The sequence below is a fragment of the Mesorhizobium sp. M4B.F.Ca.ET.017.02.2.1 genome, from assembly GCF_003998955.1.
Taxonomy (GTDB): Bacteria; Pseudomonadota; Alphaproteobacteria; order Rhizobiales; family Rhizobiaceae; genus Mesorhizobium; species Mesorhizobium abyssinicae.
This window is the reverse complement of the sequence record NZ_RZOF01000094.1, coordinates 1-18,550: the sequence shown is the minus strand read 5'-3', so window position 1 is coordinate 18,550 and position 18,550 is coordinate 1. Positions and strand designations below refer to the sequence as shown.

At 64.1% G+C, this 18,550-nt stretch carries 28 protein-coding genes; 10 read left to right on the top strand and 18 right to left on the bottom strand.

Translation table 11 applies throughout. The features are described 5' to 3' along the window. The first annotated feature begins 390 nt into the window (after window positions 1-390). Both EN738_RS14110 and EN738_RS14105 read left to right on the top strand, forming a co-directional pair. On the top strand, window positions 391-600 hold the full coding sequence (locus EN738_RS14110) for a hypothetical protein (RefSeq protein WP_127284209.1): 210 nt from the start codon (window positions 391-393) through the stop codon (window positions 598-600). 429 nt (window positions 601-1,029) lie between these two features. Then, entirely contained in the window at window positions 1,030-1,233 is a 204-nt protein-coding gene (locus EN738_RS14105; protein WP_127284208.1) for a hypothetical protein, read from the top strand. 232 nt (window positions 1,234-1,465) lie between these two features. On the opposite strand, the gene EN738_RS14100 is transcribed toward EN738_RS14105, so the two are convergent. The 6 genes from EN738_RS14100 to EN738_RS14075 form a co-directional block, all read right to left on the bottom strand. After that, on the bottom strand, window positions 1,466-1,648 hold the full coding sequence (locus EN738_RS14100) for a hypothetical protein (protein WP_127284207.1): 183 nt from the start codon (window positions 1,646-1,648) through the stop codon (window positions 1,466-1,468). A 570-nt stretch (window positions 1,649-2,218) separates the two neighbouring features. Continuing rightward, a complete protein-coding gene (locus EN738_RS14095; RefSeq protein WP_127284206.1) occupies window positions 2,219-2,419 on the bottom strand; it encodes a CsbD family protein in 201 nt (66 codons plus the stop codon). Beyond that, window positions 2,416-2,883: a hypothetical protein gene (locus EN738_RS14090; protein ID WP_127284205.1), complete on the bottom strand. Its 468-nt coding sequence runs from the start codon at window positions 2,881-2,883 to the stop codon at window positions 2,416-2,418. Before EN738_RS14090 ends, EN738_RS14095 begins: the two co-directional genes overlap by 4 nt. A gap of 57 nt (window positions 2,884-2,940) precedes the next feature. Continuing rightward, entirely contained in the window at window positions 2,941-3,207 is a 267-nt protein-coding gene (locus tag EN738_RS14085; RefSeq protein WP_127284204.1) for a DUF2934 domain-containing protein, read from the bottom strand. Window positions 3,208-3,375: 168 nt separating this feature from the next. Next, window positions 3,376-3,585, bottom strand: coding sequence for a hypothetical protein (locus EN738_RS14080; RefSeq protein ID WP_127284203.1), 210 nt, complete (start codon window positions 3,583-3,585; stop codon window positions 3,376-3,378). Between the two features lie 90 nt (window positions 3,586-3,675). Then, window positions 3,676-3,975: a DUF1236 domain-containing protein gene (locus tag EN738_RS14075; protein ID WP_127284202.1), complete on the bottom strand. Its 300-nt coding sequence runs from the start codon at window positions 3,973-3,975 to the stop codon at window positions 3,676-3,678. Between the two features lie 203 nt (window positions 3,976-4,178). Here EN738_RS14075 and EN738_RS14070 point away from each other — a divergent pair, with 203 nt between their 5' ends. Next, window positions 4,179-4,508, top strand: a complete 330-nt coding sequence (locus EN738_RS14070; RefSeq protein WP_245494515.1) for a DUF982 domain-containing protein — start codon at window positions 4,179-4,181, stop codon at window positions 4,506-4,508. A gap of 17 nt (window positions 4,509-4,525) precedes the next feature. Here EN738_RS14070 and EN738_RS14065 read toward each other — a convergent pair whose 3' ends face one another. Then, entirely contained in the window at window positions 4,526-4,846 is a 321-nt protein-coding gene (locus EN738_RS14065) for a hypothetical protein (protein WP_127284201.1), read from the bottom strand. Window positions 4,847-5,009: 163 nt separating this feature from the next. Between EN738_RS14065 and EN738_RS14060 the strand changes: the two genes are divergently transcribed. After that, window positions 5,010-5,327 (top strand): hypothetical protein, encoded by a 318-nt coding sequence (locus EN738_RS14060; protein WP_127284200.1) that lies wholly within the window; start codon window positions 5,010-5,012, stop codon window positions 5,325-5,327. A 104-nt stretch (window positions 5,328-5,431) separates the two neighbouring features. Here EN738_RS14060 and EN738_RS14055 read toward each other — a convergent pair whose 3' ends face one another. Then, on the bottom strand, window positions 5,432-5,653 hold the full coding sequence (locus tag EN738_RS14055) for a hypothetical protein (protein WP_127284199.1): 222 nt from the start codon (window positions 5,651-5,653) through the stop codon (window positions 5,432-5,434). A gap of 219 nt (window positions 5,654-5,872) precedes the next feature. Next, entirely contained in the window at window positions 5,873-6,172 is a 300-nt protein-coding gene (locus EN738_RS14050; RefSeq protein ID WP_127284198.1) for a DUF1236 domain-containing protein, read from the bottom strand. Between the two features lie 225 nt (window positions 6,173-6,397). Here EN738_RS14050 and EN738_RS14045 point away from each other — a divergent pair, with 225 nt between their 5' ends. From EN738_RS14045 to EN738_RS14030, 4 genes are all read left to right on the top strand, one after another. Then, window positions 6,398-7,192: a DUF1236 domain-containing protein gene (locus tag EN738_RS14045; protein ID WP_127284197.1), complete on the top strand. Its 795-nt coding sequence runs from the start codon at window positions 6,398-6,400 to the stop codon at window positions 7,190-7,192. A gap of 219 nt (window positions 7,193-7,411) precedes the next feature. Continuing rightward, a complete protein-coding gene (locus EN738_RS14040) occupies window positions 7,412-8,368 on the top strand; it encodes a diguanylate cyclase (RefSeq protein WP_189605841.1) in 957 nt (318 codons plus the stop codon). Between the two features lie 229 nt (window positions 8,369-8,597). Further along, complete coding sequence (locus EN738_RS14035) at window positions 8,598-8,894, top strand: GYD domain-containing protein (RefSeq protein WP_127284195.1); 297 nt, start codon at window positions 8,598-8,600, stop codon at window positions 8,892-8,894. Window positions 8,895-9,114: 220 nt separating this feature from the next. Further along, window positions 9,115-9,441: an exopolysaccharide production repressor protein gene (locus EN738_RS14030; protein ID WP_348629088.1), complete on the top strand. Its 327-nt coding sequence runs from the start codon at window positions 9,115-9,117 to the stop codon at window positions 9,439-9,441. A gap of 201 nt (window positions 9,442-9,642) precedes the next feature. On the opposite strand, the gene EN738_RS14025 is transcribed toward EN738_RS14030, so the two are convergent. From EN738_RS14025 to EN738_RS14000, 6 genes are all read right to left on the bottom strand, one after another. Further along, a complete protein-coding gene (locus tag EN738_RS14025; RefSeq protein ID WP_127284194.1) occupies window positions 9,643-10,050 on the bottom strand; it encodes a hypothetical protein in 408 nt (135 codons plus the stop codon). 217 nt (window positions 10,051-10,267) lie between these two features. Beyond that, on the bottom strand, window positions 10,268-11,137 hold the full coding sequence (locus EN738_RS14020; protein WP_127284193.1) for a hypothetical protein: 870 nt from the start codon (window positions 11,135-11,137) through the stop codon (window positions 10,268-10,270). 297 nt (window positions 11,138-11,434) lie between these two features. Then, a complete protein-coding gene (locus tag EN738_RS14015) occupies window positions 11,435-11,842 on the bottom strand; it encodes a TadE/TadG family type IV pilus assembly protein (RefSeq protein ID WP_127284192.1) in 408 nt (135 codons plus the stop codon). Next, entirely contained in the window at window positions 11,832-12,272 is a 441-nt protein-coding gene (locus EN738_RS14010) for a TadE/TadG family type IV pilus assembly protein (protein ID WP_127284191.1), read from the bottom strand. Before EN738_RS14010 ends, EN738_RS14015 begins: the two co-directional genes overlap by 11 nt. 5 nt (window positions 12,273-12,277) lie before the next feature. Further along, entirely contained in the window at window positions 12,278-13,522 is a 1,245-nt protein-coding gene (locus EN738_RS14005; protein ID WP_348629087.1) for a pilus assembly protein TadG-related protein, read from the bottom strand. Window positions 13,523-13,668: 146 nt separating this feature from the next. After that, window positions 13,669-13,905: a hypothetical protein gene (locus EN738_RS14000; RefSeq protein ID WP_127284190.1), complete on the bottom strand. Its 237-nt coding sequence runs from the start codon at window positions 13,903-13,905 to the stop codon at window positions 13,669-13,671. Window positions 13,906-14,208: 303 nt separating this feature from the next. On the opposite strand from EN738_RS14000, the gene dinB reads away from it, so the two are divergent. Beyond that, window positions 14,209-15,468, top strand: coding sequence for a DNA polymerase IV (dinB, locus tag EN738_RS13995; RefSeq protein WP_127284189.1), 1,260 nt, complete (start codon window positions 14,209-14,211; stop codon window positions 15,466-15,468). Window positions 15,469-15,484: 16 nt separating this feature from the next. On the opposite strand, the gene EN738_RS13990 is transcribed toward dinB, so the two are convergent. The 3 genes from EN738_RS13990 to EN738_RS13980 form a co-directional block, all read right to left on the bottom strand. Beyond that, window positions 15,485-15,829, bottom strand: a complete 345-nt coding sequence (locus EN738_RS13990; protein WP_127284188.1) for an excalibur calcium-binding domain-containing protein — start codon at window positions 15,827-15,829, stop codon at window positions 15,485-15,487. Window positions 15,830-16,070: 241 nt separating this feature from the next. Next, a complete protein-coding gene (locus EN738_RS13985) occupies window positions 16,071-16,514 on the bottom strand; it encodes an SRPBCC family protein (protein ID WP_127284187.1) in 444 nt (147 codons plus the stop codon). 156 nt (window positions 16,515-16,670) lie between these two features. After that, a complete protein-coding gene (locus tag EN738_RS13980) occupies window positions 16,671-17,657 on the bottom strand; it encodes an EamA family transporter (protein ID WP_189605835.1) in 987 nt (328 codons plus the stop codon). 228 nt (window positions 17,658-17,885) lie between these two features. Here EN738_RS13980 and EN738_RS13975 point away from each other — a divergent pair. Further along, window positions 17,886-18,550, top strand: a 665-nt coding sequence (locus tag EN738_RS13975; protein ID WP_145966851.1) for a class I SAM-dependent methyltransferase, incomplete at its 3' end; no start/stop codon positions are given.

Below are 18,550 nucleotides of genomic sequence, written 5' to 3'. Positions count from 1 at the left end.
CCGCCCCAGGGGGAGCCGCCATGCTTAGGAAACATGATAGCGGATGCGTTCGCCTTCCTGCTGTTGGCGTGCCTTGTCGGCGGCATTTTCCTGGCGTTCGGAAAGCCCTTCTGGCGTGAGCGTCAGGGCCAGGTGGCCGTGCCTCCCCGGGTTGGCTCATTCACGACGGCCTCGGTCGGCAAGCCCCGTCCGAGACCTGACCTGCCGCAAACGTTCGACCTTGGCCTGGCCCCCTCAAAGCCGGGACACTCGCCCGGTCCGAGGACTGGCGTGGAATGACGCCTGCCCGGCTCTGCCGCTGAAGCCATCCCCGATGGGAACGGAACCTCTTCACCCGCGTATGTTAGTCGGGCCGTTGGCCCATCCGGCAATCTGGCCAGGTTTCCCGCAATGACCAAAGCATCGCTACATCTGCTGAAAGGCGCCGGTTACCTGGTCTCGACGGCGAGCGCGATCCTGCTCGCCATCGTAAGCTGGAAGAGCGCCGCGCAAAGCCCGCTGCTGGTCGCCTGCCTGCTTGGCGGTGCTGCCGCATCGATTGTCGGCATGCTCTGCCGCTGGCTTTCCTACGAAATCGAAAAGCGCCAGGAAGAAAAATAGCGCGTGACCCAGCGGAGTACCGTCGCGGCGGCCCGGTAAGAGCCCGCGCCACGGAGGGACCGATGACGCGGGCCGGCCGATGTTTGCCCACCAGCCTGCGTGGGACGCCAAGCAGCGACGCCACACACAGGACCTCAACCATTCGAAACGGCTAATGTTCCCGGCTGCTGAGATCCTCGGCCAGACCACCGGGCTTGAAATGAGCAGGTGCTTCGAGAAAGGCGTATCTGGCGCCCGCACAGGCCGATGCGGCGCGCGGTCTTCCTGGCGCTGCCGGCTAGGCTTCTATTCCTGCAACCACCAAGTCACGACACCAGGGATGGAACGTTTCACGGCAATTCATGATTGGTGGACTCGCGCGCCCCGTCGAGCGTTTAATTCGCGACGGGCGAAGGAAGGGCAAATTCACGAAGGGAGGAATGTGGATCGATGAATTATGAATTCGAGACCAACCTATCCGACGACCAGCAGCCTTATGAAGTCACCGCTTTTGCCAAGAAGCACGGCCTGACAGTTCCGGCCGCGGATGCCGTTCTCTTCGCCAAGGGGCCATCCAGGGCGGCGTGCGACGCGGGCGCATTGGCATTCCTGTGCGCTGTCGCGCAATACGCCAGCAGACGATCTCCGCATTAGGCTCCGGATGAGCGTGGCGACAACCTCGCCACGCATGCCGGCGCAGGCCTATAGAGTCGCGCAGAGCTATCTCAAACCGAGAAAGCTAAGTATCGCGATGACGATGACCACGGCTCCGACCAGCCAGATGATGTTGTTCATGACGCGCTCCTTCGCCCGAAATGGGTGCTGGAGTGACAACATCAGCGACAGCTAAAGGTTCCGACCGCAAACGTGCCGCACCCATCGAGGATCAGGCGGTGGACTGGCGGGTCTTTTCAACAAAACGGCTGGTTGATCGTTGCTCATGCGCCAGATATTCCTGGCTACTCCAGCCTTTCCCGCCGGCAGAGCCGGCGGTTTCTTTTTGCTGCCTTCGCCCGGGAATGCCATGCCGCTGCGTTTCCATGCTCTGACGTTGCAACTTCAGTCGCATCCAGCTTCGGACCATGGCCCTAAACGCGGAACGAACCCATCCAAGCGCCGTTGGTCAACACCGGCAGCTCCCGCTGGCAGCGGTTGAGCGCGGGCAAGGCTCCAGCGCACGGCGGGAGGTGCGTGGCGCTGGAGCCTTTTGAAGTCAGAGATAGGGCGCGCGTGCAATGGATGATCGTCACGACAGCGCTATGGAAGCTCGGTGGCTCGTTGCCGTGCCTACCTCGCTTCTCCTTACCGTTCTTTTCGCCGGTCTCTGGCTTACGTGACTGGCTATGCACAGCGGCCCGACAGCCTGTTGGGGTAACTTCGACTGACCGCCGGGCCTGACCGGCTTGGGGGCTTCGGGGGCGGGCAAGCCGGCTAGGACGACACTAGTATTAGCCAGCTCGCAACATAATCCGATTGTCACTCTTTCCCCCGCTTTTGCTCCGCACGTGCCGAAGTTGGCTGCACCGACGTAGCGTGAAATCCCCGCCACATCGGGCCGGCCTTGATCGGCCTGACCAACTCCGAGCCCTGTTGCGGCCGCCTTCCAGCTCTCGATAGAGATCGCCGCGGGGCGCCGCGCTCAGTCGAGCCTTCTCGACCAGTCGTCGAGCTGCCGCTGCGCCTCTTCCTTGGCGATGCCGTAGCGCTCCTGGATCCGCCCCACGAACTGATCGCGATTGCCTTCGATGCGGTCGAGGTCATCGTCGGTCAAGTCGCCCCACTGCTCCTTGGCCTTGCCTTTGACCTGCATCCACTTTCCCTTGATCTGATCCCAGTTCATGGCTTGTCTCCTTTGTTGTCAAAGGAGAATGGACCCGGCGCGACAATGTTCCGAACGATCGGCCCACGCATGCGGACCTTCCTTGGCAACGCCATCAAATGTGATTGAAGGCAGAGTTCCCTCAGTTCCTGCTCGCTGAGCTTGTCGACGTACTCGGCCGCGTCAAGGAGATCGACAACCACGTCGACCGCCTTCATGTGAAGATGAGGCATTGCCGATCCTCCTTTGCATGTCGCCTGCGCTTTGCTGCCGGCAGGATTGCCAAACGCGGCGCTCCTGCTCGAGGCCGCCACCGTGCTCGCCGAACTCTTGAAGCGGAATGTTCCGGCCAGCCTCGATGAGGTGGACGCAGTGGAAGGCGCTGAAGCGCCAGCCTTGGCGAGGGGCTGATCAGCCTTGCGACCACGCATGGCGGCCTGCCCTACCCTGGCAGGAAGCTGCAAAATTTGCCGGAAATCGGCCACGGCCGGCGCGCGTCCCGGCCCCGGCCCATCTCTCCGACGGCGGGGCCGTTCCGCCTTTCAGGCCTTGCCGGCTTTCGACTTGATCGCGGCGGGCTTTGCGGCCTTGGTCGCGCTCTTGGTGGCAACAGTCTTGGTGGCGGCGGTCTTGGCGGGCTTCGCTGCGGCAGGCTTCTTCGGTGCAGCTTTCTTCTTCGGCTTGGCCTCGCCATCGATCTCGGCCGTCGCCTGGTCCCAGTGCTGAATATCCGCGCCCTCGGGCCGGCCGGCCTTTTCCCAGATAGCGTGTGCCCGCTGGCGAATGCGTTCCTGCCTGTCGTCCGTCACTTGTTGCCTCCGTGGTTGGGTTCCATTCCGGTGGTCCACGGTAAACACTAGCGGAAATTTGAGCCGGCGTCTTGAGCGCAGCGGAGGGGACTTGCGGCAATAACGCCCAACGAGAGTCCCAGTGCGTCCCTCCCTCCTGCGAGGCTTGTCCTGCGCGGTGGCGCTGGCCTAGTGCGCCATGACGGCGACGCCCAGCAGGGCTGCCTTCTTGGTTATCAGCCCGGCGAGATCGGCGTCCGAGCGTTCGGTGCCGGTGCGGCGGCGCAGTTCGCCGATTGCCTCCGTCATGGAAAGCAATCCCGTTCCCCGCTCGGCCAACAGCTTGTCGCAACAGGCCGCCACATTCTCGGAGTTGGGGGTCTCGACATGCGGCAACATGGACGTGCTCCTTCCCTGCCCCAAACCCCCTCGCCCCGCTCGCTTCGCGCGAAGCGGCGGGGCCGTCATGCATCAGCCGGTTGACCGGCCCTACTCTATGACCTCAATGACCCTGCGGGTGCCGGGATCGACCAGCACCGTATGGTCGCCGACGACCGTGTATCTATACTGGGTGTCGGGCACCTCACGCAGTTCCACCGTGTCCGGCAAGGTCGAGCCGACATTGAGCTCGACGCCGAGAAGGTTGATCGAGGCCAGCGGATGTTTGTGGACGTATTCGCGGATGACGGTGCGCTGCTCGGGCGTCACGATCACCTGGTCCGCGGCGGCGGCGCCGATGCCGGCAATCATAGCCAGCCCGGCGACAGCAGTAATAAGGGCAATTTTCATGTCTGCCTCCTGTTGGTTGGTTGCGAGCTTCGCCCCGCCTCCACGGACCGGCGGAAGCGCGAGAGTTCGAATTGGCGGGCTCTCCGGGGCAAACGCCGGCACGGGGCTCTTGTTCCGCGAGCCGGCACTAATTGATCCGCCGACGGCGTCGGAACCAGGCGGCCGTTCCAGCATTGAAGGCGAAGAGTCTAGCGGAGGTGCCTATGATTGAGGATCTGCCTTTCGACCCGCCGATCGCCGTCGCCGTTGGCGCCGGCTTCAAACGGGATATCGCATCGCTGGCGGAGATGCAGAACTTCCTGAAGGAATGGCCCCCTGCCGAAGACACACGGCTGCAGAAGATCGCTATCAAGGCGTGCGAGGCGGCGCGGGCCGGACACCTGACCATCGAGCAGACGCGACGCGCCTTCATGGCTTTCGCCAAGGCCGCGGGCATCGTCTGGACCGGCGTCGATCCGGTCACGACGCTGCGCCGGGCCAAGGTGCGGACGATCCGCGCGGCGCGCGCGCCGCACGAGCGTCATACGCGCTGAGCAGGGCCTCCCAATCACTATTGCTTCGGCGGCTGCGGCGGCACTTCCCCGGGCTTGATCACCGGCATGTTGCCTTCCTCGGGCGCCGGCTGGGCCATACCCTGGTCGCCGGTCGGCGGCGGCTGCAATACACCGCCGCAAGGCTTGAGCTTGCCGGTCAGGCCATTGTCGCTGCCGCTGTCGGCGGCCGGTTTCTGCTCAGCGCTGCCCTGCCCCTGCGGCTCGGCCTGGCATGGGCCTGCGGACGCTTTGGCCTGGTCGGGGTTGTCCTGCGCGGCCGCCGGACCGGCCAGCGCCATCACCAGCAGCGCGCATGGCGCAAAGGCGAAAGGTTTCATGGTCTGGCTCCTTTCCTTGTCCGGGAAAGAACGCCGGGGCCGATTGGTTCCCTGGCGGGACCGGGGCGCTTGCCCGGTAGCCGGTCGCGCGGGAACCGGTGGCAAGGCGGCGAGTTCAACCTTCGGAACAGATTTTCAGGTGCCAGCGCCAAGGAGGCCAGTCATGGAACCGCGCAAGAGACCGAACGACGAGGTCGAACCGTCAACGGCCGACGACCGGACGCCAAACGACGAGGTGGAGGCGCCCACGCCAGGACAGCAGGATTGGGACGCGGTGAAGGGCGCGAGCATCCTTCCCGACGAAAGCCTGCCGGAAGCGGATGTGCCGGAAAGCGCCGGCATCGAGAAGGAGGGCGAGTTACCGGAAGAGGACGACGACAACCCCTACCAGGAGAGCGACGAGGCATTGCCGGACGATGCCGAGGAAGCCGCCATCAAGCGCGACCCGGCAAGGCGTGGCGGCCCCTTCGACGAGGTATGAGGCTCGCGCCGACAGGCACGAGCGCACGCTCTCGCCCGCGAGGGCGGAACGGATAGGTTGGATGCTGACAGGGTGATGCTGGACCGGCCCGCGGCCGGCGGCGGTCAGTTCGGCGCGCTGTCGCCCACCGTCTCGGCGACAAAAGAAGCGGCGATCAGGTCGTCGGCATCGATGCTTAGAGAGCCGTCGGCGCCCCCCATGATGGCCGCGACCTTCTGAAAGGTCTTCATCTCATGTTCGGTGATGCTCGCACTTCGCATCCTGGCCCGCAGGTCGGCGACACGCATCCCCAATGCCGGGGATGTTCCGATTTCGCGCTTCGACATGGTAGCTGTGCTCCGTTCCCCGACCCGTTTTCTGGTTGCCGCCGATTCGTTTGCCCGATCTGCCTCGCACAGCCTGCCTATTATTGAGGCAACACGAAGTCAGACGCGGCAACGCGTGGTGAGAGGGAAAGGTTCCTGCATGTATCGGCATATATTAGTCACGAAATAATACGAGCTGGCCCGCCCGCCGCTCTGGCAAGCGGCGGGCGCCATTTCAGGTCACTGGATGATCTTCACGATCTTGCGGGTGCCCGGATCGACAAGCACGGTCTGATTGTCGACGACCACATAGCGATATTTGACGTTGGGAACTTCGCGGAGTTCAACGGTGTCGGGAAGTGCGGTGCCGACATTGAGCTCCACGCCCGGAAGCTTGACCGAAGCCAGCGGCTGCTTGTGCACATACTCCCGGATGATGGTTTCCTGCTGCGGCTCGATGATGACGTCCTGAGCGGCCGCGGCGCCCATGCCGGCGAGCAGCAACAGGCCTGCGGCAGCTGTCTTGAGATGCAGTCTCATGATCGTCTCCTGTCTTTACCGACGACCTCCTCCACCACGCGCACAATGCCGTCCGCAGCCGGGCCGCCTCGGTCGTTAACGCCACCGCACAGGCCTTGTTCCTGGATTTTTTTGACTGGGTGGCCGATCCGATTTGGTCATGGAATCCCGCCCAATTTGCTTCGGAACAAAGGCTCCGAGCCGAAGTTACCCCAACGAAGGGACGACACTTCGAGGAGAGTTCTCATGAAACATATTCTGATGACCAGCATGCTCGCGCTCGGTGTCGGCTGTGGCGCCGCGATGGCGCAGGCACAGGCGCCGGCCGAGGTCCAGCCAAGCGGTGACAACAACAATTGCGCCGCCGGCACCGCCGATTGCCAGAAGGGTGGCAAGGCGGGTGAGCAGGCCCAGGGCAAGGCCAAGATGAAAACCGACGAGCAGGCCCAGGGCAAGTCCAAGGCGAAGACCGACGAGCAGGCCCAGGGCAAGGCCGGCGCCACCACCGACGAGCAAGCCCAGGGCAAGGCCACGGTGAAGACCGACGAACAGGCGCAGGGCAAGGCCGGCGCCACCACAGACCAGCAGGCCCAGGGCAAGGCCAAGGTGAAGACCGACGAGCAGGCGCAGGGCAAGGCCGGCGCCACCACAGACCAGCAGGCCCAGGGCAAGGCCACGGTGAAGACCGACGAACAGGCGCAGGGCAAGGCCAGCGCCACCACCGACGAACAGGCCCAGGGCAAGACATCGACGCAGCCCGATCAGGGCTCGACCGCGTCCATCACCAACGTGACGGTCGAACAGAAGACCGAGATCACCAACGTGATCCGCGAGACGAAGATCACGCCGGTTGACCGGGTCGATTTCGACATCTCCGTCGGCATCGAAGTGCCGCGGCACAAGGTGCGGCTGCATCGCCTGCCGCCGCGCATCGTCAAGATCGTTCCGGCCTACGAGACCTACGAGTATTTCGTGCTGGCCGACGGCAGGATCGTCATCGTCGATCCGGACACGCTGAAGATCGTCATCATCCTGACCTGACGTTCATGAGCGTCACCAGGCCCGCCGCGCCGCATGGCATGGCGGGCCTCTCTCGTTCGCGATGCAGGAAACCGGCACAAGAGGGCCGCGACCGGCAGCGCGTTAATGAGGCGGCAATCCTTTCATATTAGCGTCTCTGAATATTCCGGGGATTGCTGAGGGGGTCAGCGGCCGATGGCGATGGCATCACGTGGCGCGGCGGGCGCATTGGAAGCAAGCGTGCCGGCAAGCCCCGGCACGGCGGGCCTCGCCGAAGCGATCGGCCGGATGGCGCAGCTGGTCGAGCATTCGCGCGAACGGATCCGGTTGCTGGAGGCAGTGATCGAGAATTTCCCTGGCGGCGTCTCGCTGTTCGACCAGGACCTCAACATGGTCATCTGCAACCAACGGCAGCGGACCTTGCTCGACTATCCGGACGACCTCTTCGCCAACGGCTATCCGTCGATGGAGATGCTGTTTCGCTTCAACGCCGAGCGCGGCGAATACGGGCCGGGCGAAGTCGAGCTGCATGTCGCGCGCCGGCTGGCGCTGGTCAGGCAGCGCGAGGCGCATGTCTACGAGCGGACCCGTCCGAACGGGACCGTCGTCGAGGTGCGCGGCATGCCGATCGAGGGCGGCGGCTTCGTCACCTCCTATTTCGACGTTACCGAGCAGCGCCGCGACCAGGCGACGATCGCCCACATGGCACATCACGACGCGCTGACAGACCTGCCCAACCGCATGCTGTTTTCCGACCGGCTGCACAGCGCGGTGGCACTCGCCAGGCGCGGCGCGCTGATGGCCGTGCACTATCTCGACCTCGACAAGTTCAAGCCGGTCAATGACGGCTTCGGCCACAAGGCCGGCGACAGGCTTCTGATCGACGTCGCCGCACGGCTGCGCGGCGCGGTGCGCGACCACGACACGGTGGCGCGGCTTGGCGGCGACGAGTTCGCCATCGTGCAGACAGGCATCGCTGAAAAGACGGATGCGGCCGCGCTTGCATCGCGCATCATCGACCGCTTCCGGGAACCGTTCACGGTCGCCGGCACCCCGTTCGTCCTCGGGCTCAGCGTCGGCATCGCGCTGGCGCCCGGCGATGGCGTGACGAGCGACGACCTGCTGCAGAAGGCGGACATGGCACTCTACCGCAGCAAGTCCGGCGGGCGCGGAACATTCCATTTCTTCGAGGCCTAGACCCGCGGGCTCCAGGGAAAACGGCTTCCCCAAATATTCGCCGGTGCTAATATGCCGCCGCGCGGGGAGAACACCCAATCTTCGCGTGGAGTGCCGGCAGAGTCTCCGTAAGCTGCCTCGGCCGGCACTCCTTTTCGCGTGCCGCCTGAACGGCACGATCTCGTCGGGAGAAACAACGGCCGCGGCGGAGACGCTTCCGCACGCCCCCCGACCACGATGGGAGGAAATCATGTCGCATTACGTCATACTTGTGAACTTCACCGAGCAGGGCGCCAAATCCATCAAGGACACGGTGAAACGGGCCGAAGCATTCAAGTCGATGGCCGCCGATAGCGGAGTGAAGGTGAATTCGCTGCTGTGGACCCTTGGCCAGCACGACGTGGTCGCGGCCGTCGAGGCCAATGACGACATCGCGGCTACGGCCCTCAGCCTCTCCGTGGCATCGCTTGGCAATGTGCGCACGCAGACGTTGAAAGCCTTCGACGCCGCAGACATGGCCAAGATCATCGGCAAGATGGCGGTCTGACCGCAAGGGTGCCCGGCGATGCGTCACGCCGGGCACGCCAAAGGCGGCGCGCCTCAAATGCCGGTGCAGCAACCAAGACAACTCTTGCGCCGGGCGGCTCAAGGTCCTAAGTCCTAAGACATAGGTCGCATACAACTGGCCGAAAGGCAGAACAGAGCGCGGCACTGGTGCCAACTTGCGACCATGCGTGAAAGGTGCAACGCTCGAATAGGGTAGAGACATGGGCGGGCATTCCGGACCGCAACAAGATCCGGAGCGTTCGATCGGGCAAATGTATTTTCCGCAGTTTCTTGTGGGAATGTCGGCAACAATTCTCGTGGTCCTTGGCTGGACCTACGCGGACACGGGATCGTTGTGGCAAGCGCTGGGCTGGACATTTGTCGCCGCCCTGGTGCTGCAGGTGGGCTACTTCATCGCCGTGCTGCTCATCATCTACGGCCGCGCCTCGTCGGCGGCCAAGACCACCGACAGTTCGCTGCCGGCCAAGGTGCCCGGACCGTTCGAGCGCGACGGCATCATCCACACCTTCCTGTCGCGACTGCTGTAACCGGCGATTGGCGAAAGCCTGAGACAGGCTCTTCTCCCGTGGGGAGATGGTCGGCAGACCAGAGGGGCGCTGTCCCGCCGGCCTGTCCAGATCATTGAAGCTGATTGTGCAGGGAGCGGATCACGCCGAAGCTGGTGATCGTTCGCCCCTCTGTCCTGCCGGACATCTCCCCCACAAGGGGGGAGATTGGCAGTTTCGCCCTCAGCGAGGCGCCGACTGCAGGCCGGAGGCCGACGTCACCGGCTCGGGCGAGAACACCACAACGGCGAAGAGCAGGATGGCCGCGGCGACGATCAACGAGCCGCCGGCGACGATCGGCTCCAGTGCCGGGTTGCCGTGCAGCAGCAGGTAGAGCGCAGGCAGCATGATCACCACGCCGAGTGTATAGAGACCGTAGTGGATCATCGCGATGCGCCGCGCCGCCTTGGCTGGATTGAGCGCGTAGTAGCCGCCGAATATCGCCGAGGTGACCCAGCCCAGCAGGTTGATGTGGGCGTGCGCAGGGAACGCGCCATGGTCCCCCGATATGGCCATTTCCAGGCCGGCGGCGACGCCCAGAATGAGAAACACGATGGCTGTCTTGAAGAAGAGCTCCGAAACCCGTGGCATGTTCTTGTCCTCCCAATGCCTTTGAACCCCTAGACGCAGGAGACTACATTGGGAAGCGAAGATTTGCCATGCCGAACATGGGGTTAGCGGTGGTTTTCCCCGTCGGGATGAACGGAAGCGGGTGGTGGATACGGAATTGGGCAGCAAGCGGTGTACGGACGGGGCTGGCGGCATGCCGCCAGCCCCTACTATTTGCTACTCACTAGTCCCTACTCACTCATTCCGCCGTCTCGGTTTCCGTTGCCTCTTCGGCCGGGTCGGTGGTCGTGTCGTCGGTCGTCGCCGCGGCGGCGTCCTGCTCCGCCAGCTTGGCGGCTACCTGGTCGATCTTGTCGTCAAGCACGCCCGTGGCCCATTCTGTGACCTCGTCGTCGACCGGCTTGTTGGCCATCTCGGCAAGCGCATCGTCGAGCGATGGGACGTCCGCAGCGGCTTCGTCGGCCGCGGTCTGGGCCGCGGCGGCTGCCGCTTCGGCCTCAGAGACGGCAGTCTCCTGATCGGCGATCTGCCCTTCCAGATCGGCGATCTGCGCGGCCTTGGCCGCCTCCTCCTCGGGCGTTGCCGGCGTCAGCGCATTCGCCTCGGCGAGCTGCTCGTTGAGGTCGTCGAGTGCGGCCTGGGCGTCGATGACCGCCTGATTGGCGGCGTCGACCGCAGCCTGGGCGTTCTGGGCATTCGCGGAGGCCATCACATAGGCCTGCACTGCGGCGAAGTTCTTGCTCTTGGAGTTCATGTAAGCGTTGATGTTGCGCTGCAGCGAGTTGAGCCGGCCGAGCTTGGCGTGGAGGTTCTTCTCCTTGGGCGTGGCCGCGACTTCGACGTCATCGACGGCGGCCTGCGTCTTCTTGCCCGACTTCGCGGACGCCGACTTGCCATGCGTGCTCTTGCCGGATTTGCTCTGGCCGGAATTGCCGTGCGTGCCGCTCTTGCCGGAATTGCCGCCGCCACTATTGCCATGGCTGCCGCCGCTATTGCCATGGCTGCCGCCATTGCCATTGCCGCCGCCATTGCCGTTGCCGGCCAACGCGGGAGTGGCCAGGAGCGCGAACGCGGCCACCGCCGCCAACAGGGTTTTTCGGGTTGTCATAGTACCTCCTCGGGGATTCGCCACCTCGCCTACCCGCTATAACGCCGTCGTATGCAAATTTGCTAATTCGAAGAAGTAAACTTTAGACAAATATAGTAGCGATGCGCGACCGACGCGCCGGGCGACACAGATAAGATACTGAAATCAAAGACGATTATCGCGGGGAGATGCCGGCTGAGCCCTTTGGGCCGCAGAAGCCCTATACTGATCAGACCTTAGTCCTAACTGATCGGGAGACGCAGTTACGCCAGCAACATCTTGCAGAACATCAAGTGAAACCTTTTGGCGGCAAGATGCTCAGCTTGCAACCAAAGGTACAGTGACTGTCGTTGCGTAACTGATCGGATACTGGTCGAAATACGGGAACTCGATGACGAAGGCGTAGCTGGCGGTCAGATGCGCCATCTTGAAGCCGCCGCTGGCCGGATCGGTCGCTATCGTCACGACGACGTTCTTCAGGCCCAGCGCCAGCAGTTTCTGCGTGGCGATCGCCTGTATCTGGCTCTGCGTAAGCGTGTTGTTGAGCTGCAAGGCACGGGCCGAGGTTTCCAGCGTGTAGCGGACGGTCGAAGTGGCATTGAACGACCAGCCGAACGCGAAGATCCCGAACAGCAGCATCACCAGGAACGGCGCGATCAGCGCAAATTCCAGCCCGGCGCCGCCGGACCGGTCGCGGCGCCATCTGGCGATCCGTTCAGCGGACACGGATGACCTCCTGATGGGTCATCACGCGCGGATCCGGAAAGACGCCGAAATTGAACGGCGGCACCCAGGTGCCGGTGGCAGAGATCTGGACGAAGACATTCGGCAGCTTGGTACCGCCGCAGATCGTGGTCTCATCCACCACCGTGGTGCCGCATTTGTAGGATCTGACCAGCACGACCGCCGCATCTTCAGGCTTGTTGTTCCAGCTCGACAGCGCGACCGCCTGCGTTCCCGTGTCGTTGGTCGCGCCGGCCATCACCAGATTGGCCGCGGTTTTGACGCCAGCGCGCATCTGCAGGTAACTCGACACGTAGGACCAGCCGTCGGCGATGCCGAGGCAGACGAAGCACAGGATGGGCAGCACCATGGCAAATTCCACGGCGGCTATCCCGGCCTTGTCCCGGAAAATGCGCAGGGTCCGCCCAACCATGCGCGCTACTCGACGAGCTGAACGGACTGCGTCGCCGGAATGTCCTTCATCCCGAGACTGGTGCAGTCCTGCTTGATGGTCGTGCTGCCCGACCATTGGATGGTGTCGGCGACGACCTGGGTGCAGCCGCCGCTGCCGGAGAAGTTGCCGAGGTAATTGACCTGCTGCTTGGGGAAATAGATGGCGCCGGTCAAGAGCGACGTCGCCGTGCCGTTGAAGGTGCTCTGCGCCGCGGTCCCCGTCCTGTCGCCATAGAACAGCATGCCGGAATAGGTACCTGAGGTCGGCGCGCTCAGCGTCACCGTGGCGGTGCCGTTCATGCTGACGGTGTTGCTGCCCGCCATGAAGATGGTTACCCCGCTGCCGGCGACGACTGCGTTGGCGTTGATCTTCATACCGCCCTGCACGACATAGACGCCGGGCTGCAGCGTTACGTTGCCTTTGAGATCCATGCCGCTGCAATAAGTGCCAGGCTGAAGCGTTTGCGACGTCTTGTTGCCGTTGACATTCCTGCACGGGTTCGTGGCCGCCGGCGTCGGCAGGCTGGAGAACGGATCGGATGCGGGCAGGGCCTGGGTGAGGTTGGAACTGCAGGTCGTGGTCACCGGATTGTTCAGCACCATGCCGCCGACCGTGATCAGGCAGTCGGCCTTGAGCGTCGCCGATCCCTGCGTCCTGATGGCGTCCGCAGCAACCGAATCCGACATGACGGAGCAGCCGGTGAGGTTGACGGTGGTATTGCCGGAAAAGAGCGCAGCCTGGACGGCCGAAGGACTGAGCGCCAGCACGCAAGCCTTCGAGGCGTCGGTGATGCGCGCCACCGCCCTCGCCTGCTGCGGAACCGGGGCGCTGTTGAAAATGGCCGTGAAGTAGCGATCGAGGTTGTGCTTGACGATGACCTCAACCGCCTTATTGGCGGTGTTCGGGCCGGACAATGGCGGCGTGTTGACCTCTATCGTGCCCGGCGCGACAAAGTCGTTCGAGGTCGCCGACTGCGTGGCGGCGGCGACGATGGTCGGGTTGTCGGAACCCGCGATCTTCTCGAGCGCGCCGGCATAGGCCGCGGCATCGGCCACCGCCTGCAGCTTCAGGCTGCTGTAGTACCAGAGCGAGGTCTCGACACCCAGGCCGGCGCCGCCAACGACGACCGGCAAGGCGAATGCGAAGATGACGGCGACATTGCCGCCCGCGCCGCTGGCTCCCAGCAGGCGGCGAAAGGTCCCCATGAAAAAACGGGTGCGCGATGCCATGCTTCCATATGAGCAAACATGCATAAACGAATGGCTAAGATTTTTGCTCGACTTGTCGCTTGCCGGGCTGAAAGCCCAATTTTTCAATAAGTTGTGATGGACGCCACCCCCGAGCGGCGCCCAACATATAGCAGCGTATATCGGACTTACGGCGCCCTGAGGATGTCAGCGCCAGGCTGCTCGTCGAACAGCACAGCGCAACCGCGCTCAAGCGCCACGGCCGACAGTTCGTTCGCCGCCACCTCGTCCGGCGAGATGAAATCGCCGGTCAGCACGCGCAGTTCCTCCACCGCCCGTGCCATCGACACGAGCCGCCCGGCGGCCCTTCCGGTGGCGCAAGCATCGACGATATAGACGAGGTCCGTGATCTCGAACTGGCCCATGTCAGGCCTCCCGCAAACGGCGTCCCTACCACGCAGTAACGCCGTCGGCCGGACGATGTTCCTGCCTCTCGGCATCGACCTTGGTCGATGCTGCACGTGCGCTCCCGACGCGTGCTCGACGTGGCAAAAAAACGAGATTCCGGCTGGATCCCGCATCCTCGTGACAGGTCGCAGATCCCACCGTCGCCGGCGGTCCGATGCCGCTTGACAAGAGACCCCGTTTGTTCTCTTTTTGTTCGAGAACAATTCCTTCGAACAGATGTTGCTAATGCTGCAACGCCGCAAGGTGAATGGGCGCCACGGATGACGCAAAGTCAGGCGACAGCGGCCACCATCCTGCATGCCGATCTCGACGCCTTCTATGCCTCGGTCGAGCAGCTGCTCGACCCGTCGCTCAGGGGCAAGCCGATCGCCGTCGGCGGCGGCGTGGTGCTTGCGGCTTCCTATGAGGCCAAGGTTTTTGGCGTTCGCGGCGGCATGCCCGGCCGCAAGGCGCGCGAACTCTGCCCGCACCTGATCTTCGTCGGCGGCCGCTTCAGCGAGTACCAGCGGCTCGGCGACGCGGCGATCAAGGTGCTCGACGATTTCACGCCGCTGGTCGAGCGCATCTCGATCGACGAGGCCTTCGCCGACGTCGCCGGCTGCACGCATCTGTTCGGACCGCCCGACGAGATCGCCCGCGCCATCCGGCGGCGGGTGAAGGCCGAGCTCGGCCTGCCGATCTCTATCGGCGTCGCGCGCACCAAGCACCTGGCCAAGATCGCCTCGCAGGTTGCAAAACCCGACGGGCTGGTGGTGGTCGAGCCCGGCACGGAGATCGCCTTCCTGCACGACCTGCCGGTATCGCTGATGTGGGGCGTCGGCCCGGCGACCCGGGCGCGGCTCGCCGAGATCGGCGTCGAGACCATCGGGCAATTGGCGCGCAGCCATGGCGGCGCGCTGAAACGCCTGCTTGGCCCGGCCGCCGGCGAAAAGCTCGCCGCCCTCGCCTGGAACCGAGACCCGCGCCGGCTGGAGACGCACCGGCGGGCACACTCGGCCGGCGCGCAGTCGGCGCTTGGCCGCAAGCCGGCGGAGGCGCGGGTGTTCGTGCCGACGCTGCTGCATCTCGCCGATCGTGTGGCGAGCCGCCTGCGCGCCAAGGCGCGGCCCGGCCGCACGGTTACGGTGCGCGTGCGCTTCGCCGACATGCGCGCCGTCACCCGCTCCGTGACGCTGGAGCAGCCGATCCAGGCAACAGCAATGCTGGCCGAGATCGCCGAGGAATTGGTGCGCGGCGTGCTCGCCGCCAACCGGCATGAGAGGGAAATCTCCTTGCTCGCGATCTCCGTCTCGCATCTGGAGGAAAGTGCGGAGCTGCAGCTCGAACTGCCGCTCGGGCTTGCCGACGAGAGACTGAAGCCCGGCAGCCGCAAGGGCCTCGCCCGCTTCGGCGCCGACCGCGCGATAGACAGGATCCGCCAGCGTTTCGGCAAGGAGGCGGTCGGCTACGGCGCGGCGGCGCTGGAGGCGGCGCGCTCGGTGCCGGATGAGTTCCGCGAACTGGCGGAGAAGGAGCTGTAGTTGGCCAATTCCCACCCTACCGGCGACCGGTGCTCCAGTAGCGGTGGACCCTGACACCGCCGGCGCTTCCGCCGCGCCATGGCTCGCAGGCGATCCCGTCGCGGTCGGCGTCGTGCGTCGACCAATAGCCGGGTTGTCCGCGGCGCGCCGGAGCCAGACCAACGAAGCGAGCGGCGGTACAGTTCGGGAAAGCGGCAAGGTGCCTGAGGGCTGTCACCGGCGAGTCGATCCGGATGCCGACAAAGCCGTAGGCGACGTAGCCGGACAACAGGATGACGGGTGCAAAGAGAGCTATCCATCTCAGCCTGCCCAGACCGTGATGGTGACGAGTTATAGGCCAACGCAAGAATGGCAAAAGCATTCTTGGCACGCCCCTGGTTAGTGCCCCAGAAAAGCCTAACCTAAGCCGCCCGCAGCGACAATGATGTCAAATCAGGCGCCACCCATGCGAGGTGTGCGGAGGCAGCGATCCCTTCTATGCTGGCGGGACAGCGCCCCCTGGTCTACCGACCATCTCCCCCACAAAGGGGGGAGATCAGCAGTTTCGGCCTCGGCGCCATCAATTCTTCTTTCCAGCTTTCGTGCCCGGCGGCTTTAAGCGCCTACTGATTGATCTCGGGCTCAACGAGCTTTGCCAGGTTGCGGAGCGACTCCTGCCAGCCGAGATAGCAGGCCTCGACCGGGATGGCGTCCGGGATGCCGGCCTGCGTGATATCGAGATCGGTGCCGCACGATACCTTCTTCAGGATCACGGTGACCTGGATCTCGCCCGGAAGGTTGGGATCGTCGAACCTGTCGGTGTAGCGCAGGCGCTCGCCCGGAACGAGTTCGAGATACTCGCCGCCGAAAGAATGACTGTCGCCCGTCGTGAAGTTGCGGAAGGACATTTTGAACGTGCCGCCGACCTTTGCGTCGAAGCTGTGCACCGTGCAGGTGAAACCGTTCGGCGGAAGCCATTTCGCCAGCGCGTCCGCTTCCGTGAATGCGCGGTAGACCTTCTCCGGCTTGGTCGCCAGAACGCGGTGCAAACGTACGGTGCTCGGCATATCGAATGTCCTTTCTGATTGCTGTCCGATGCCCCAAGGACGGGCGGGGCCCGGCCAGTCCGACACAGGCTATCAGATTTTTTGAGGCGCGGGCCGCAGCCACCCTATGCGGGCGGGATCGGCTTGGGTTTTGCGCGATTGCGGACGGGAACCGTCTCACGCCTTTCCTGGAATTGCGCCGGGCTTGACCACGGTGGCGAGCACGATCCCGGCGACGATGAAGGCCGCGCCAACGAGATCGTAGTCATGCAGGCTCTCGCCGAGCAGCAGGTAGGCGAGTATGGCGACGAACACGGTTTGCAGGTAGAGCAGCATGCTCGCCCTGCTCGCGCCGAGCGTTTCCACGCTTCGGTTGTAGAGATAGTACATCAAGGCGCCGCCCGGGCCCGCCAGATAGGCAAGTGCCAGCAAGCCGTCGCCATTCATGGCGGAGCGTTCGTCGTTGAACAATTCCCACAAATGGAAAGGCAAGGCGACCAGCGCGCCTGCCCCCAACAGGAGCACGACCAACGGCAGGAGCTTGATGCCGAATTTGGCGCGCCGCACGAGCACGGTGTAGAGGGCCCAGCAGAACGCGCTGCCGACGATCCACAATTCGCCGGGGCTGAAGCTCAGGCGAAGCAGCGCCGTCAGGTCGCCATGCGCGACGATCACCAGCATCCCGGCAAGGGCGGCCAGCGCGCCAAGCGACTTCCAAAGCCCGAGCGGCTCGCCAAGCACGAAACGGGCGAGCACCATCGTCATGACTGGCGACAGCGCCATGATGATGCCTGCGGTGCTGGCATCGGTCTCGTTGAGGCCGCGATAGATCATGCCCTGGCAGAGCGTGAGGCCGATGGCGCCGACGGCGACGATCTCCAGCGACCGCGCCCGCAGCAGCGTTATCATCGCGCCGTGGTGGCGATGCACGATCGGCAGCAGGATGGCGCAGGCGAGCGTCAGCCGCCAGAAGCATAGCCCCCAGGGCGGCATTTCCGGCGCCACCCACTTGGCCGCGATATAGACGCCAGCCGACAGAAGCCAGCACAGCACGGCGGCCGGATAGCCGGTAAAGGATGACAAGGTCGGGGAGGATCCGGTCAGGGAGGATATGGTCCCGACCGCAGGTTGCTCCCCCGGATGCGATATCGGCACTGCCTGCATGTCGTGCCCCCTTCCACGAGCGTCCGACCAAGGATGCGGCGGCAATATATCTCAATCTTGGGATGTTACATATGTCTGAGCATCGACGGTGATCGCGGAGATGCTTCTCTCAAATGAAGTCCAGACTTCAAATGCGGGGAAGCACCTGGCGAATTTCCACGGGAACGCGAGGCTTGCCGGAGGCGTTGCACATCCTTGCGGGGTGCGGCGGCTACCGGAGAACACGACATGGAAGGGTTCAGGCCTGAAGACAGCTTTCGCGGCGACGTTGCGAAGCGCTACGACGATGAGCTGCGCGGCGACGAGGATGAGACTGTTCGATTCCTGAAGGAGATCGCGGGTGGACGCGACTGCCTCGAGCTTGCCGTCGGCACAGGACGGATCGCCCTGCCGCTGGCGGCCGTCGGCCTGCGGGTCGACGGCATCGAACTTTCGCCCGACATGATCGAGGTACTGCGGGAGAAGCCGGGCGGATCGGAGATCGAGGTCGTCAATGGCGACATGACGGCGGTCGACATGGGTCGCCGCTACGGCGTTGTATATCTGGTGTTCAATTCGATCGGCAACGTGATCACCCAGGACGGTCAGGTCAGGTGCTTCGAGAATGCGGCCCGGCACCTTGATGAGGATGGCGTTTTCCTGCTCGAATGCCGGGTCCCCACGGCGCCGAAGCGGGACGACGGCGGCTTCGTCGAAGTCTCACATCCCGGCACCGGATCGGTCCACATCGCGGCCTGCAGATATGATCCGGTCAGTCAGGTGCTCGACCTGTCACACATCGATATCGGCAATGATATGGTCCGCATGGTTCCGCTTAGGCTGCGGCTGGCCCATCCGCCCGAATTCGACCTGATGGCGAGATGCGCCGGGCTGAAGCTCGACCAGCGATATGG